The organism is Quadrisphaera sp. GCM10027208 (genome assembly GCF_042658805.1).
GTDB lineage: Bacteria > Actinomycetota > Actinomycetes > Actinomycetales > SCSIO-59966 > SCSIO-59966.
The window spans coordinates 172,101-187,944 of sequence record NZ_JBHSRC010000005.1; the positions used below are offsets into that span (position 1 = coordinate 172,101).

14 protein-coding genes are annotated in these 15,844 nt (G+C 73.4%); 12 read left to right on the plus strand and 2 right to left on the minus strand.

All coding sequences use genetic code 11. The annotated features are described in order from the left end of the window. Window positions 1-13 precede the first annotated feature (13 nt). From ACFP6A_RS10055 to ACFP6A_RS10065, 3 genes are read left to right on the plus strand one after another with little or no spacing between them, the layout of a single operon-like run. Entirely contained in the window at window positions 14-1,441 is a 1,428-nt protein-coding gene (locus ACFP6A_RS10055; RefSeq protein WP_379603380.1) for a glycosyltransferase, read from the plus strand. Then, entirely contained in the window at window positions 1,438-2,571 is a 1,134-nt protein-coding gene (locus ACFP6A_RS10060) for a calcium/sodium antiporter (protein WP_379603381.1), read from the plus strand. Before ACFP6A_RS10055 ends, ACFP6A_RS10060 begins: the two co-directional genes overlap by 4 nt. Window positions 2,572-2,630: 59 nt before the next feature. Next, on the plus strand, window positions 2,631-3,128 hold the full coding sequence (locus tag ACFP6A_RS10065) for a hypothetical protein (protein ID WP_379603382.1): 498 nt from the start codon (window positions 2,631-2,633) through the stop codon (window positions 3,126-3,128). Here ACFP6A_RS10065 and ACFP6A_RS10070 read toward each other — a convergent pair. Then, window positions 3,068-3,868, minus strand: a complete 801-nt coding sequence (locus ACFP6A_RS10070; RefSeq protein WP_379603383.1) for an SDR family NAD(P)-dependent oxidoreductase — start codon at window positions 3,866-3,868, stop codon at window positions 3,068-3,070. The two genes, ACFP6A_RS10065 and ACFP6A_RS10070, sit on opposite strands and share 61 nt — an antisense overlap. Window positions 3,869-4,001: 133 nt before the next feature. Between ACFP6A_RS10070 and ACFP6A_RS10075 the strand changes: the two genes are divergently transcribed. From ACFP6A_RS10075 to ACFP6A_RS10090, 4 genes are all read left to right on the plus strand, one after another. Continuing rightward, window positions 4,002-5,672, plus strand: a complete 1,671-nt coding sequence (locus ACFP6A_RS10075; RefSeq protein ID WP_379603384.1) for an NERD domain-containing protein — start codon at window positions 4,002-4,004, stop codon at window positions 5,670-5,672. 126 nt (window positions 5,673-5,798) lie between these two features. Continuing rightward, window positions 5,799-8,015 (plus strand): NADP-dependent isocitrate dehydrogenase, encoded by a 2,217-nt coding sequence (locus ACFP6A_RS10080; RefSeq protein WP_379603385.1) that lies wholly within the window; start codon window positions 5,799-5,801, stop codon window positions 8,013-8,015. Window positions 8,016-8,082: 67 nt separating this feature from the next. Then, window positions 8,083-9,126: a putative nucleotidyltransferase substrate binding domain-containing protein gene (locus tag ACFP6A_RS10085; protein ID WP_379603386.1), complete on the plus strand. Its 1,044-nt coding sequence runs from the start codon at window positions 8,083-8,085 to the stop codon at window positions 9,124-9,126. Beyond that, the gene (locus ACFP6A_RS10090; RefSeq protein ID WP_379603387.1) at window positions 9,126-11,168 is read left to right on the plus strand and encodes an exonuclease domain-containing protein; all 2,043 of its coding nucleotides are present in this window, start codon (window positions 9,126-9,128) and stop codon (window positions 11,166-11,168) included. The genes ACFP6A_RS10085 and ACFP6A_RS10090 overlap by 1 nt, the downstream gene beginning before the upstream one ends. A gap of 9 nt (window positions 11,169-11,177) precedes the next feature. Here ACFP6A_RS10090 and ACFP6A_RS10095 read toward each other — a convergent pair whose 3' ends face one another. Continuing rightward, window positions 11,178-11,579 carry a hypothetical protein gene (locus ACFP6A_RS10095; protein ID WP_379603388.1) on the minus strand — a complete coding sequence of 134 codons (402 nt, stop codon included), beginning with the start codon at window positions 11,577-11,579 and terminating at the stop codon, window positions 11,178-11,180. A gap of 205 nt (window positions 11,580-11,784) precedes the next feature. Between ACFP6A_RS10095 and ACFP6A_RS10100 the strand changes: the two genes are divergently transcribed. The 5 genes from ACFP6A_RS10100 (at window position 11,785) to ACFP6A_RS10120 (ending at window position 15,822) form a co-directional block, all read left to right on the plus strand. Then, a complete protein-coding gene (locus tag ACFP6A_RS10100; protein WP_379603389.1) occupies window positions 11,785-12,063 on the plus strand; it encodes a DUF4212 domain-containing protein in 279 nt (92 codons plus the stop codon). Continuing rightward, window positions 12,060-13,790 carry a sodium:solute symporter family protein gene (locus tag ACFP6A_RS10105; protein WP_379603390.1) on the plus strand — a complete coding sequence of 577 codons (1,731 nt, stop codon included), beginning with the start codon at window positions 12,060-12,062 and terminating at the stop codon, window positions 13,788-13,790. The genes ACFP6A_RS10100 and ACFP6A_RS10105 overlap by 4 nt, the downstream gene beginning before the upstream one ends. Window positions 13,791-13,866: 76 nt before the next feature. Further along, window positions 13,867-14,076, plus strand: a complete 210-nt coding sequence (locus tag ACFP6A_RS10110) for an RNA-binding S4 domain-containing protein (protein ID WP_379603391.1) — start codon at window positions 13,867-13,869, stop codon at window positions 14,074-14,076. 14 nt (window positions 14,077-14,090) lie between these two features. Continuing rightward, on the plus strand, window positions 14,091-14,405 hold the full coding sequence (locus tag ACFP6A_RS10115; RefSeq protein ID WP_379603392.1) for a DMT family transporter: 315 nt from the start codon (window positions 14,091-14,093) through the stop codon (window positions 14,403-14,405). A 91-nt stretch (window positions 14,406-14,496) separates the two neighbouring features. After that, window positions 14,497-15,822, plus strand: a complete 1,326-nt coding sequence (locus tag ACFP6A_RS10120) for an FAD-binding oxidoreductase (protein WP_379603496.1) — start codon at window positions 14,497-14,499, stop codon at window positions 15,820-15,822. Window positions 15,823-15,844: the final 22 nt, after the last annotated feature.

Genomic DNA, 15,844 nt, shown 5'->3' on the forward strand with positions numbered 1-15,844 from the left:
CTAGAAAGAACCGGTGCGACACGTCTGGATCGACCCCCTGCCCCCCGAACGGCTGGCCGGCCTCCTGCCGCCGGAGCGCGCCGAGCAGCTGCGCCGGACCGCCGAGCACGCCCGCGAGGCGCTCGCCGGCCGCGTGGTGTGGAACGTCAACGCCACCGCCCAGGGCGGCGGGGTGGCCGAGATGCTCCAGTCGCTGCTCGCCTACATCCGCGGCGCCGGCGTCGACGCGCGCTGGCTCGTCCTGCGGGGCGACCCGCGGTTCTTCACCATCACCAAGCGGCTGCACAACCTCCTGCACGGCTCACCCGGTGACGGCGGTCCGCTCGGGGACGCCGAGCGGGCGCACTACGAGGAGGTGCTGCAGGACAACCTCGAGGCGATCGCGCACGAGGTGTCCCCGGGGGACGCGGTGCTCCTGCACGACCCGCAGACGGCCGGGCTCGCGGCCGGACTGCGCGCCGCCGGGGCGCACGTGGTCTGGCGGTCGCACGTCGGCCGGGACGAGGACAACGAGCACACCGACCGGGCCTGGGAGTTCCTGCGCCCGTACCTCGCCGACGCCGAGCGGTTCATCTTCTCCCGGTCCCAGTACGTGCCCGAGTGGCTGCCGCAGGACCGGGTGACCATCATCCCGCCGTCCATCGACCCGTTCACCGCGAAGAACCAGGAGCTCACCGGCGAGCAGGTCCGTGGCGTGCTGCTGGCCGCCGGCCTGGTCCGGGACGGCGAGGAGGAGCACCCGCCGGTGGAGTTCACCCGCCGGGACGGTCGCCCGGACGTCGTCGGCCGGCACACCGGCGTCCTCGTCGACGCGGCAGCGGCCCCGCCGCTGGACGCGCGGCTCGTCGTCCAGGTCAGCCGGTGGGACCGGCTCAAGGACATGGCCGGCGTGCTGGAGGCGTTCACCCGGCACGTCGATGACCTGCCCGGCGACGTGCACCTCGTGCTCGCCGGTCCCGAGGTCAGCGGGGTGTCGGACGACCCGGAGGGCGCCGAGGTGCTCGCCGACTGCATCGCCCGCTGGCGGCGCCTCGAGCCTGCGTGCCGGGAGCGCGTCCACCTCGCCGAGCTGCCGATGGACGACATCGACGAGAACGCGATCATCGTGAACGCGCTGCAGCGGCACGCCTACGTCGTCGTCCAGAAGAGCCTCGTCGAGGGGTTCGGGCTCACCGTCACCGAGGCGATGTGGAAGGGGCGCCCGGTCGTCGCCAGCGCCGTCGGCGGGATCCAGGACCAGATCGAGGACGGCCGCACCGGGCTGCTGGTGCACGACCCGACCGACCTCGACGAGCTCGCCCGCGCCCTCGAACGGCTGCTCGCCGACCGGGACCTCGCCGACCGGATCGGTGCCGCGGGCCGCCGCCGGGTGCTCGACGCCTTTCTCGGCGACCGGCACCTGCGGCAGTACGTCACGCTGATCGAGGAGCTGGTGCGGTGAACGCACCGACCCTCGGGATGCTCCTCGGGGGCCTGGTGCTCCTCGTCGGCGGCGGTGAGGTCCTCGTCCGCGGCGCCAGCGGCCTCGCCCGCGGGTTCGGCCTGTCGCCGCTCGTCGTCGGGCTCACCGTCGTCTCCTTCGCGACGTCCGCCCCCGAGCTCGCCGTCACCCTGGACGCCGCCGTGTCCGGCAGCCCCGGGCTGGCCGTCGGCAACGTCGTGGGCAGCAACATCGTCAACGTCCTGCTCGTGCTCGGCCTGTCGGCGCTCATCCTGCCGCTGGCGGTGCGTTCCTCCCTGGTGCGCCGGGACGTGCCGGTGATGCTGGCGCTCAGCGCGCTGCTCCTCGTCCTAGCCCTGGACGGCGGGGTGTCCCGGCTCGACGGCCTGCTGCTCGTCGTCCTGCTCGTCGGGTACGTCGTGTGGTCCATCGTCGGCGGACGGCGCGCCGACCCGGCCGGGCCACCTGCCGGTGACGGCGAGCACGACCGGCGTGATGCGGCCGACGGGAGACGGACCGCCGGGGCGATGCTCCGTGACGGCGCTCTCCTCGCCGTCGGGGTGGCCGCCCTGGTGCTGGGCGCCGACTGGCTGGTGGGCGCTGCCACCGAGGTGGCCGGCGCGCTCGGTCTCAGCGACATGGTCATCGGTCTGACCGTGGTCGCGGTGGGCACGTCGCTGCCCGAGCTGGCGACCTCGGTCATCGCCGCGGTGCGCGGCGAACGCGACATGGCCGTCGGCAACGTCGTCGGCAGCAACATCTTCAACATCGGCGCGGTGATGGGTCTGTCGGCCGCCGTGGCGCCGGGAGGGGTGCCGGTCGAACCGAGCGCCGTCCGCTTCGACCTGCCGGTGATGGTCGCGGTGGCGCTGCTGCTGCTGCCGATCGTATTCACCGGCTTCACCGTCGCCCGGTGGGAGGCGGTCGTCTTCGTCGGCTACTACGGCGCCTACGTGGCGTTCCTGCTGCTGGACGCGACCACGCACGACGCCCTTCCCGCGTTCAGCGCCGTCATGCTCGGGTTCGTCGTCCCGCTCACCGTCCTCACCTTCGTCGCCCTCGTCGGGTACGAGCTCGGGCTGCGGCGCGGGCGCAGGTCCGCGGCGGAGCGGGGCACCGGTCCCACGTGACCCTGCCGCGCCCTCGCGCGGCCGGCGGAGTTGTACACCCCAGGGGGTATCGTGACGGGATGCGCGTCCTCGTCGCCCGCACGCCGCTGGCCGGGTGGACCGCCCGGCGCTGGGTGGTCACGGTCGTGGTGCTGCCGGTCCTGCTGGCCTGGTTCGGCTCTGCCGCCGGGGCCGGCGAGCTGCTCGCCGCCGGCGCCGGCCTGCCGCTGGGATGGGCAGGACTGGTCCTGCTGACCTCCCTCGCCGGCGCTCTCGTGCTGGCCAGCTACGTACCGGCCGTCGGTAGCCGGCCCGACCTCGGCTGCACGACCTGCGCGGCGCTGTCGGCGGTCACCGTGCTCGCGGCGACCCTCGTGCTGCGCAACGGCGCCGCCGGGGACGGCGGCACCGCCGCGCTCGCGCTGGCCGTCGTCGGATTCGGCCTCGCCCAGCGGCTGAGCGACCCGGCGGCCTGCGGTGTCCCGGCAGGAGCAGTCCCCGGGGTGGTCGAGGCGTCTCAACCGCCGGTGACCCGCTCCTCCGCCACCGACGCGCCGCCGTCGACGACCACCAGCTGACCGGTCACGTACCCGGCTCCCGGTGAGGCCAGCCAGCAGACCGCGGAGGCCACCTCCTGCGGTGTGCCGCTGCGCCCGAGCGGTGTGCGGCGCCCCTCCAGCGCCTCGGCCGCGGTCTGCGAGCCGGTGGCGATCCAGCCCGGCGCGACCGCGTTGACCGTGATCCCGTCCGCGGCGAGGTCCACCGCCAGCGCCCGGGTCAGCCCGACGAGCCCGGCCTTGGCCGCGGCGTACGGGACCTCGCCGCGCATCGCCATCACCGCGCCGGTGACGCTGGCGACCATGACCACCCGGCCGCTGTCGGCCGCGCGCAGGGCCGGCAGCGCCGCGCGGGTGACGAGGAACGCGGTGTCCAGGTTGCGTCGCAACGAGGCGTGCCAGGTGCTCACCGGCACGCGGTCCAGGGTCCCGGACTGGTAGTCGGGGTCGGACGCCGAGACCATCCCGGCGTTGTTCACCACGACGTCCAGCCGTCCCCACTGCTGCCGGGCCTGGCCCACCACCGCCTCGGCGACTCGCTCGTCGGTGAGGTCGCCGACGACGCCGGCAGCGGGCCAGCCGGCGGCCGTGAGCTCGGCCACCCGGTCGTGCACGCGGTCGGTGGTGGCGGCCAGCACCACGGCGGCGCCGGTCTCGGCGAGGGCTCTGGCACAGGCGACGCCGATCCCGGTGGGACTGCCCGCGCCGGTGACCAGCGCGACCCGCTCGGGACGGTCTGCGGCTGCGTCGAGCACCGGCACGGGGCACCTCGTTCCTCGGGGTCGGCAGGGGCAGGCCAGGCCGCTACCGGCTCAGCCGGGTGAAGCGTACGGGCGCAGCGCCACGGCCAGCCGGCACCGCTGCGGTAGACACGCGCTGCGGTAGACATGGGTCGTGCCCCGGTGCCTGCCCGAGCGTCCACGCTTCGCCAGTCCGGCCGAGCAGCTCGTCTGGGAGCGGCTGCGCTCCACCCTGCGCCCCGACGACCTGCTCGTGGCCAACCAGCGGATCACGGACCGCAGCAAGGACCACGAGATCGACATGATCGTCGTGCTGCCGGACGCCGGGGTGGTGGTCGTGGAGGTCAAGGGCGGTGCGCTCTGGCACGACGGGCGGTCCTGGCACCGCCGCTGGAACGGCCGCGACGCCACCCTCGACCCCGTGGACCAGGTCCGCACGAACAAGTACGCGGTCCGCGACTACGTCGAGCACGACCCGCGGTGGCGTGACTCCAGCCGCCGGCGGGTGCGCTGGGCACACGCCCTGGTGCTGCCGGCCACCACCCTCCCGGACGAGTTCTCGCTGCCGGACTGCCCCCGCTGGTCGGTCGTGGACAGCCGCGGACTCGACACGCTGGCCGCCCGCCTGCGCGAGATCCCCGTGCGGCAGCAGAGCCCGAACCGGGCCCCTGACCTCGACGACGTCGAGCTGATCGCGGAGATCCTGCGCGGCCGGGGACTGCCGCAGCGCGACCTGGTCGCCGAGGCCGCGGCCCGGGACCAGCAGGTGCAGGTGCAGCTCACCCAGGAGCAGGGGCTGGTGCTCGACGCCACCCGGCTGCTGCGTCGGGTCGAGGTCCGGGGCGGCGCGGGCAGCGGCAAGACGTTCCTGGCCATGGAGCGGGCCCGCCGGCTCGCCCGGGACGGTGAGCGAGTGGCACTGGTGTGCTACTCGCACGGGCTGGCCTCCTACCTGCGCCGGGTGGTCGCCGGCTGGCCGCGGCGCCAGCAGCCGGCCTACGTCGGGGAGTTCCACGCCCTCGGCCGGCTGTGGGGGGCGCCGCAGGGCCCGCCGGAGAGCGACCGCAGCGCGGACGCCGCCCGGTTCTGGGAGCGGGAGCTGCCGGAGCGGATGACCCGGCTGGCGGCCGCGCTGGACCCGGGGCACCGGTTCGACAGCATCGTGGTCGACGAGGCCCAGGACTTCGCCGACGCCTGGTGGGCGCCGCTGCTGTCCTCCCTGCGGGACGGGGACGACGGCGGGCTGTACGTCTTCTCCGACGAGGGGCAGCGGGTCTTCGACCGCTTCGGCGCCCCGCCGGTGCCGCTCGTGCCGCTGGTGCTCGACCACAACCTGCGCAACACCCGGCAGATCGCGGACACCTTCAACCCGTTGACCGACGTCCGGATGCGACTTCTCGGCGGCGACGGACCCGACGTCCGGTTCGTGCCCTGCCCCGCGCTGGACGCGATCGACGTCGCCGACCGTGAGGTGGACCGGCTGCTCGCCGAGGGCTGGCGGCCCCAGGACGTCGCGCTGCTGGCGACCGGGTCCCGGCACCCCGAGCAGGTGGCCCGTCAGGACCGGGGCCAGCAGTCGTACTGGGACACCTTCTGGGACGCCGACCAGGTCTTCTACGGGCACGTGCTGGGTTTCAAGGGCCTCGAGCGCTCCGCCGTGGTCCTCGCGGTCAACGGTGGCCTGGCCGACCGGGGCCGGGAACGGCTGTACGTCGGGCTCTCCCGGGCCCGGGACCAGCTCGTCGTCTGCGGCGACCCAGGAGAGGTGCGGGCCGTCGTGGGGGAGGACGTCGCCCGACGGCTCGGCACGTCCGGCCCGACCTGAGACTCCACGTCGCTTCGCCAGATCGAAGCGGCAGGATCGAAGCGGCAGGATGGACGGCCGGACGGTGCACCCGACGCGCGCGGTATCTTCACGTCAAGACGTCCTCGACGGTGGAACGGAGTCCCGGTGACCGACCCGAAGATCATCTACACCCTCACGGACGAGGCGCCCCTGCTGGCGACGTACTCGTTCCTGCCGGTCCTCGAGGCCTACGCCGCCAAGGCCGGGGTGGCGGTCGAGACCCGGGACATCTCCCTCGCCGGCCGCATCCTCGCCCTGTTCCCCGAGCGGCTCACCGAGGAGCAGCGGGTCGGCGACGCGCTGGCCGAGCTCGGTGACCTCGCCACCCGCCCCGAGGCGAACATCATCAAGCTGCCGAACATCAGCGCGTCCATCCCGCAGCTCAAGGCCGCGATCACCGAGCTGCGGGCCCAGGGCTACGACCTGCCGGAGTACCCGGACGACCCGCGCACCGACGAGGACCGCGACGTGCGCGCCCGCTACGACAAGGTCAAGGGCTCGGCGGTCAACCCGGTGCTGCGCCAGGGCAACTCCGACCGGCGTGCTCCGGCCTCGGTGAAGAACTACGCCAGGGCGCACCCGCACTCGATGGGGCCGTGGAGCCCCGACTCCAAGACCGCGGTGGCCACGATGGGCCACGACGACTTCCGCTCCAACGAGCAGTCGGTCGTCGTCGAGCAGGACGACACGCTGCGGATCGAGCACGTGGCCCCCGACGGCACGGTCACCGTCCTCAAGGAGGAGGTGCCGGTGCTGGCCGGGGAGGTCGTCGACGGCACCTTCATGGACGTCGCCGCGCTACGCCGGTTCCTGGCCGAGTGCGTCACCCGGGCCAAGGAGCAGGACGTCCTGCTGTCGGTGCACCTCAAGGCCACGATGATGAAGGTGTCCGACCCGATCATCTTCGGCCACGCCGTTCAGGCGTACTTCCCGACCCTGTTCGAGCAGTACGGCGAGCAGCTGGCCGCCGCCGGGGTGTCGCCCAACGACGGGCTGGCCGGCCTGCTGGCGGCCGCCGACCGGCTGCCCGAGGGGCCGGCGATCCGGGCCGCCGTCCAGGCCCGGCTCGCCGAGGGCCCGGCGCTGGCGATGGTGGACTCCGACCGGGGCATCACGAACCTGCACGTGCCCTCTGACGTCATCATCGACGCCTCGATGCCGGCGATGATCCGCAGCTCCGGGCACATGTGGGGCCCGGACGGCCAGGAGCACGACACCCTGGCCGTGATCCCGGACTCCAGCTACGCCGGCGTCTACCAGGCGGTGATCGAGGACTGCAAGGCCCACGGCGCCCTGGACCCGGCGACGATGGGCTCGGTGCCCAACGTCGGCCTGATGGCCCAGGCCGCCGAGGAGTACGGCTCGCACGACAAGACCTTCGAGGTCCACGCCGCCGGCACCGTGCGGGTCGTCGACTCCGCCGGGCGGACCCTGATCCAGCACGACGTCCAGCCCGGCGACATCTGGCGCGCCTGCCAGACCAAGGACGCCGCGATCCGGGACTGGGTGCGTCTCGCCGTCCAGCGGGCCAGGGCCAGCGACACCCCGGCGGTGTTCTGGCTGGACGAGACCCGCGCCCACGACCGGGTGCTCGTCGAGAAGGTGCGCACCTACCTCGCCGAGCACGACACCGACGGGCTGACCCTGGAGGTCCTCGCCCCCGCCGAGGCCACCCGGTACTCCCTGGACCGCATCCGCCGCGGCCAGGACACCATCTCGGTCACCGGGAACGTGCTCCGCGACTACAACACCGACCTGTTCCCGATCCTCGAGGTCGGCACCTCCGCGAAGATGCTGTCCATCGTCCCGCTGATGAACGGCGGTGGTCTGTTCGAGACCGGTGCCGGAGGGTCGGCCCCCAAGCACGTCCAGCAGCTGCTCAAGGAGAACTACCTGCGCTGGGACAGCCTCGGGGAGTTCTTCGCCCTCGTGCCGTCGCTGGAGCTCTACGCCGAGCAGGCCGGGCGCCCCGCCGCGACCGTGCTGGCGGCGGCGCTCGACCGGGCCACCGAGACGTTCCTCAACGAGGACCGCTCGCCGACCCGGCGGCTCGGCGGGATCGACAACCGGGGCTCGCACTTCTACCTGGCCCTGTACTGGGCCCGCGAGCTCGCGGCCCAGGACGACGACCCGCGGCTCGCCGAGGCCTTCGCCCCGCTCGCCCAGCGACTCGGCGAGCAGGAGCAGACGATCGTCGACGAGCTCCTCGCCGTCCAGGGCTCCCCGGTCGACATCGGCGGGTACTACCACCCTGACCCGCGGCTGGCGTCCGCGGTGATGCGCCCGTCGACGACGTTCAACGAGGCTCTCGCCGCGTTGTAGCGCAGCGAGGCCGTCCCGCCCGTGCGGTCGGGGCGGTGGCGCTGCCCAGGCGGCTAGTCTCGGCCTGGTGGAGCGCGCGGACGACGTCGCCGGCCCGCTCGAGCTCGTCTCCGGTCTCGGCTCGGTCGACGACCTCGACGTCCTGGACGCCTTCCCGGCGCGGATGACCGCGGCCACGGCGGCCCTGCTGGACGCCGGCACCGACCCGCTCGAGGTGACCCGGACGGTCGCGGGCGTCAACGACGTCCTCACCGTCCGGCTGCTCCACCTCGCCGAGGAGGCGCTGGGGCCGCCGCCCTTCGCCTACGCCTGGCTCGCCCTCGGCTCGCACGGCCGCGGCGAGCAGGTGCTGTCCAGCGACCAGGACAGCGCCCTGGCCTTCGGCGGCCCCCGGCTCGGCCCGGGGGAACCGGCGCAGTACTACCCACGGCTGGCCGGCCACGTCGTCGACGGGCTCGCCCGGGCCGGCATCCGGCGCTGCAGCGGCGGGTACATGGCCACGTCCTGGTGGCGGTCCCTCGACGACCTGGCGGCCGCCTTCGAGCACTGGGTGGAGCACCCGCTGCCGTCCGCGCTGCTGCAGGCCGAGGTGTTCCTCGACGTCCGCCCCGTGCACGGCGACCTCGACGTCGCTCGGCTGGACCGGATCCTCGTGCGCGGCGGGCAGCGTGGCGCCTTCGTCCTGCAGATGGCCCGGGCCGCGGTGTCGTTCCGTCCGCCGCGGGTCATCTTCGGCCGGCTGCACACCGACCACGGCTACCTGGACGTCAAGCGGGCCGGCACCGCCGCCATCGTCCTGCTGGCGCGTCTGTACGCGCTGTCCGTCGGCTCCGCGGCCCGCAGCACGACGACCCGCCTGGCGGCAGCCCGTGATCACGGCGCGCTGAGCCCGGCCGGCGCCGACCAGCTGCTGGCGGCCTACCGGCTGCTCACCGGGCTGCGACTTCGCCACCAGGTGGCCCAGGTGCGTGCCGGCCTGCCCCCGGACAACCGGGTGCACGTGGCCGGGCTGTCCGCCGCCGACCAGCGGCGGCTGCGTGACGCCGTCCGCACCGTCCGGGTGGTCCAGGAGGTCACCGAGTCCCGCTACGCCACCCACACGGTGACCTGATGGCCCTGGAGCTCGACCGGCGCCAGCGGCTGTGGGTGGCCGGGGTCACCGGTTACGCGGTCGCCGCCGGCGGCGTCGTCACCGGCCTGCTCGCCGGCGGCGCCGACCCGGTGGCCACCGCGCTGCTCGCCACCGCCTCGGTCCTGGGGCTGGCGTGGCTGCTCGCGGCGCGGGTCAGCCGGACCGCGGCGACCGCGCGCCGGCTGGCCGCCGACACCAGGGTGCTGCTCGACGTCAACCCCGCCCACCGGCTCGATCCCGTGGCCGCCGGGGAGATGTACCTGCTCGCCGCGGCGGTGAACCGGCTCGCCGACGCCCGCCAGGACGCCGAGGCTGGCCTCGCCGAACGTGTCGCCACCGCCCGCCGTGACCTCGAGGCCGAACGCAACCGGCTCGCCGCCCTGCTCGCCGGCCTGGCCCTGCCCGTCGTCGTCTGCGCCCCCGACGGGCGGGTGCTGCTGTACAACGACGCCGCCCGCCGGCTCGTCGACGACGAGACCCTGCTGGGCCTGGGCCGACCGGTGTTCGGTGTCGTGGACCGCTCCCTCGTCGCCCACGGACTGGCCCGGGCCCGCCGGGACGGACGCGGGTACACCGGCACCACGGTGCACCGCGGCCGGCTGCTGTCGGTGCGGCTCACCGCGGTGCAGGAGCCCGGTGGCCAGGACGGCGGGTTCGTCCTCGTCCTCGAGGACGTCACCGAGACGGTCCGGGCGACCGACCGCCGAGAGGCCTCGCTCGTTGCTCTGACCGAGCGGCTGACGGAGGCTCACGACCCGCAGCAGCTGCGCCGGCTGGTCGCGGACTGGGTCCAGCACAGTGCCGCCGTCCCCCTGCTGCCGGTGATGACGGAGATCTCCGCCGACGACCTCGCCGAGGTGGTCGCCGGTACCGTCCAGGAGCACCTCGGCCCGGACGCGGACGTCGCCGTGCAGGCGCCGACCGCACCGGGCGCCGGCTGGGTCCGGGCGGACCCGCACGCCCTGGCGCGGCTCGTCGTCCGGCTGCTCGCCGGTGCCGGGGGGTCCGCCCCGGTGACCGTGCGGGTCGGGCCGGGGGAGGAGGACGTGTCGCGGACGCCGGGTCCGGCCGGGGAGGTGACGCTGACCGTCACCTGGACGCCCCGGGCCGGTGCCGCTGGGCCGGGGGACCTGCCGGGGGACCTGCCGGGTGACTGGCTAGACGACCTGCTGGACCGGCCCGCCCCGATCGCGGGGCTGACCTCCCGGGCGCTGCTCGCCCGCCACCGGGGGCGGGTCGACGGCGCGCCGGGGCTGCTGCGGCTGCACCTGCCGGCCGTGCCCGCGTCGTCCGGTGCCCCTGCTGCTGGAGCCGGCGTCCTGCGGCCGGCGGTGGCGACCGGTAGCCGCCCGGAGTTCTACGACTTCGAGCTGCCCGCGCCTGCGCCGGACACGGACCTCGCGGACCGGCCCCTGGCCGACCTGACGTTCACCGTCCTGGACACCGAGACCACCGGACTGGACCCGGCCACCGACCGGGTCGTCGCCGTCGGCGCCGTCCGGGTCGTCAACGGCCGGCTGCTCCACGACGAGGTGCTCGAACGGCTCGTCGACCCCCGCCGCCCGGTGCCCGCGGCCTCGACGGCGGTGCACGGCATCACCACCGCGATGGTGGCCGGCCAGCCGACACTGCCCGAGGTGCTGCCCGACCTCCTGCGCTTCGCGGACGGCACCGTGCTCGCCGGGCACAACGTCGGGTTCGACCTGCGCTTCCTGCAGGCGGCCGCGGACGCCGCCGGCGTCCGGCTCGACCTGCCGGTGCTCGACACGCTGCTGATCGACGCCGCCCTGCACCCGGACCACGAGAGCCACACCCTGGAGGCCATCGCCGAACGGCTCGGCGTCGACGTCGTCGGGCGGCACACCGCGCTCGGCGACGCGCTCGTCACCGCCGAGGTCCTCGTGCGTCAGCTCGTGCTGCTTCGTCGGTCTGGGGTGACGACGCTGGGGGAGGCGATCCGGCTCAGCCGCAGCACCCAGCAGGCGCGGGTCGACCGCCGGCTCAACGGTGGCGGGCGGTGAGGCGCGCGGTCAGCGGGCCTCGCGGAGCAGGCCGGTGGCGGCCACCAGGGCCAGCACCCCGCCACCGACGGTGAGGACGAGCCCTGGACCGGGCATCCAGCCGGAGAACCCGACCAGCCCGACCAGGTGGAGGACCTGCCACAGGCTCAGAGCGACGGCGACGGCGCCCATCACCGCGGCGTGGCCGGCGGCCCAGCGCGGGGAGCGCAGGATCGCCCCGGCGACCCCGAGCATCGCCGCGTACATCGTCCAGATGCCGGCCCCCTGGACGCCGGCGACGTTGCCGAGGGCGGTCGACACCCAGGGCAGGAAGGCGCCGAGGAGGATCATCAGGGCCGCGCCGAGCAGGTGCCGGCTGTAGCGGCTGCGACGGGCGACCGGGCGCCGGGCAGGTGTGCTGACGGCGTTCATGGCGGTGAGCGTGCGACGTCCCCGGCTGCTGGGTCCACCCGCCTCGCCGGCGGCGCGCCGAGCGGCGTGCCTCACGCGACGAGCGGTCGAGGGGTGACCGCCCGGCGATTGGTGTGAGCCACATCACGGCGAGTGCTTGACCGTGAGATGACGGGTCTGTTTCCTGCCGACGACCGCTGCCCCTCCGTCGTCCCAGGGAGACCGCATGGACGCGACACAGCGCCGGGAGTACTGGCGCAGGAACCTCCGCCTGATGGCGGTGCTGCTGACGATCTGGGCGCTCGTGTCCTACGGCGCCGGCATCCTCTTCGTCGACGCGCTCAACGAGTTCAGCATCCTCGGCTTCCCGCTCGGGTTCTGGTTCGCCCAGCAGGGGTCGATCATCACCTTCGTCGTCCTCATCGCCGTCTACGTGTGGCGGATGGACAAGCTGGACGCCGAGTACGGGATCACCGAGTACGAGGAGGAGGTCCACCACTCGTGAGCGACATCCAGCTGTGGACCCTCGTCTTCGTCGTCCTGACGTTCGGTCTGTACATCTACATCGCCTACGCCAGCCGGGTCAGCACGACCTCGGGCTTCTACGTCGCCGGCGGCGGCATCCCCGCGCCGGCCAACGGCGCGGCCATCGCCGCGGACTGGATGTCGGCGGCGTCGTTCATCTCGATGGCGGGCATCGTCGCGTTCTCCAACAACGGGTACGCCGGCTCGGTGTACCTCATGGGCTGGACCGGCGGCTACGTGCTGCTCGCCATGCTGCTCGCGCCGTACCTGCGCAAGTTCGGCAGGTACACCGTCCCCGACTTCGTCGGTGACCGGTACAACGAGACCGCGCGGCTCGTGGCGGTCATCGCGGCGATCGTCGTCTCGTTCGTCTACGTGGCCGGCCAGATGTCGGGCGTCGGCGTCGTGTTCCAGCGGTTCCTCGGGGTCGACACCACCGCCGGCATCGTCATCGGCATGGTCATCGTGTTCTTCTACGCCGTCCTCGGCGGGATGAAGGGCATCACCTGGACCCAGGTGGCCCAGTACACGGTGCTGATCATCGCCTACCTCATCCCGGTGTTCGCCATCTCCCAGCAGCTGACCGGGATCCCGGTGCCGCAGATCGGGTTCGGCCAGCTGCTCGACGAGCTCGACGGCCTGCAGCAGGACCTCGGTTTCGCCGCGTACACCGAGGCCTTCACCCAGACCAACATGCTCAACATGGTGCTCATCACCGCGGCGCTCATGTTCGGCACCGCCGGCCTGCCGCACGTCATCGTCCGCTTCTACACGGCCAAGTCCGTTCGGGCGGCGCGGTTCTCGGCGCTGTGGGCGTTGTTCTTCATCTCCCTGCTGTACACCTCGGCCCCGGCCGTGGCCGTGTTCAGCAAGTTCAACATCATCGACCAGATCGCCGGCACGCCGGTCGACCAGGTGCCGTCCTGGTTCACGAACTGGTCCGAGGTGGGCCTCATCACCCACACCGACCTCAACGGTGACGGGATCATCGACTACGTGCCGGGGGAGGCCGGTGAGCTCGTCATCAACAACGACATCATCGTGCTCGCCACCCCGGAGATCGCCGGTCTGCCGGCCCCGATCGTCGGCCTCGTCGCCGCCGGTGGCCTGGCCGCCGCCCTGTCGACGGCGTCCGGCCTGCTGCTCGTCATCTCCTCCGCGGTGGCGAACGACATCTACTACAAGCGGATCAACCCGCAGGCCACCGAGGCGCGCCAGCTCATGGTCGGGCGGATCGCGATGGCCGCCGCGATCGTCGTCGCCGGCTACCTCGGGATCAACCCGCCCGGTTTCGTCGCGCAGGTGGTGGCACTGGCCTTCGGCCTGGCCGCGGCGAGCTTCTTCCCGACCCTCGTGCTCGGCATCTTCTGGAAGAAGACCACGGCGGCCGGCGCCGCAGCCGGCATGATCGCCGGCCTCGGGACGACGTTGCTGTACATGGTGTGGACCATCGACATCTACGGCAACAGCGACGGCATCCTCGGCATCCACGAGACCGGCTTCGGCACCGTCGGCATGATCATCAACTTCGTCGTGACGATCGTCGTCTCGCAGTTCACGACGAAGCCGTCGCTGGCCATGCAGGAGCTCGTCGAGGAGATCCGCTACCCCGGCAAGACGGAGCTCGTCGTCGCGCACGCCGAGGGGCACCTGGAGGACGTGGTCATCGAGGACGGTGACGAGCCTCCGTCGGGTCCTCGGCACTGACCGACCTGCACGACGCCCCGGCGCCGGTCCCGCTGCGGCGGGCCGGCGCCGGGGGCGCGTCGTCTAGCCTCGGTGCGTGCTCGACATCCCGATCCGCAGCGACATGATCCGGCTCGGCCAGTTCCTCAAGCTGGCCGGGACCGTGGACGCCGGCGGGGACGTCCGCCCCCTGCTGAGGTCCGGAGGCGTGCGGGTCAACGGTGAGGTGGAGACCCGTCGCGGCCGGCAGCTGCACCGCGGCGACGTCGTCGAGGTCGACGGCGCGGCGCCGGCCCGCGTGGCCTGAACGGAGCGATCTCGGTGTCCTGGCTCGTGCTCGTGGTCTCCGGGGTCCTGGAGGCGGTGTGGGCCACCGCCCTCGGCCGTTCCGAGGGGTTCACCCGGCTGGGACCGACCGTGGTGTTCGCCGTCGCGCTGGTGCTCAGCATGTCGGGTCTCGCCTACGCCATGCGTGAGCTGCCCACCGGCACCGCCTACGCGGTCTGGGTGGGCATCGGCGCCTCGCTGACCGTCGGCTACGCGATGGTGACCGGCGCCGAGCCGGTCTCGGTGCTGCGGGTGCTGCTGCTCGCGGGGATCGTCGTCTGCGTCGTCGGGCTCAGACTGATCGACTGAGCCCGGTCACGGCTGCCTCGGCGAGCCTATGATCGATCTCGTGGTTGCAGCTGTCGACCGGTGGGACGCCCACACCCGCGCCGTCGAGGCGATGCTGCGCTCCTACCGGGCCGTCCCGCCCGGGGCGCCGGTGCGGCTCGCCAAGCGGACGTCGAACCTCTTCCGTCCCCGGACCGGGACGGTGGTCGCGGGGCTGGACGCCTCCGGGCTGACCGGCGTCCTGGAGGTCGACCCGGACGCTCGCACCGCCGAGGTGCAGGGCATGTGCACCTACGAGACCCTCGTCGAGGCGACCCTGCCGTACGGGCTCGCGCCGCTCGTCGTCCCGCAGCTGCGCACGATCACGCTCGGGGGCGCGGTCACCGGGCTGGGCATCGAGTCGACCTCGTTCCGGCACGGGCTGCCGCACGAGTCCGTGCTGGAGATGGACGTGCTCACCGGTGCGGGGGAGGTCGTCACTGCCGCGCCGGACGGCGAGCACGACGAGCTGTTCCGGGCGTTCCCCAACTCCTACGGCGCCCTCGGTTACGCCACCCGGTTGCGGATCGAGCTGCACCCGGTGGGGCCCTACGTCGCGCTGCGCAACGTCCGGTTCACCGACCTCGACGAGCTGGTGTCGGCCGTCGGTGAGGTGGCCGGCACGGGCCTGTGGGACGGTGAGCAGGTCGACGCGATGGACGGGGTGATGTTCTCGCCGCACGAGGCGTACCTCGTGCTCGGTACCTTCACCGACGACGTGCCGGCGGTCAGCGACTACACGGGTCAGGACGTGTACTACCGCTCGCTGCGCGAGCGGGGTCGCGACGGCCTCACCGCGCACGACTACCTGTGGCGGTGGGACACCGACTGGTTCTGGTGCTCGCGGGCCTTCGGCGTGCAGAACCCGCTCGTGCGCCGGGTGTGGCCGCGGCAGTACCGGCGCAGCGACGTCTACCACCGGCTCGTCGGGCTCGACCACCGGCTGCACGTCGCCGCACGCCTCGACCGGCTGCGCGGCCTGCCGCCGCGCGAACGCGTCGTGCAGGACGTCGAGATCCCGCTGGAGGGCACCGCCGACTTCCTGCGGTGGTTCTCCGACAACGTGCCGATGGAACCGGTGTGGTTGTGCCCGGTACGACTGCGCTCGGACCGGGCGTGGCCGCTGTACCCGCTGTCGCCGGGGCGCACCTACGTCAACGTGGGCTTCTGGGGCACGGTGCCGATCGCGCCCGGCGCCGTCGACGGTGACGTCAACCGTGCGGTCGAACAGGCGGTGGCAGACGCCGGCGGGCACAAGTCGCTGTACTCGGACGCGTACTACGACCGGGAGACGTTCGACCGGCTGTACGGCGGCCAGACGTACCGCTCGGCCAAGGAGCGCTACGACCCCGCCCACCGGCTCACGGACATGTACGACAAGGTGGTGGGCCGGCGCTGAGTCCGGCTCCGGAAGGAGGGAC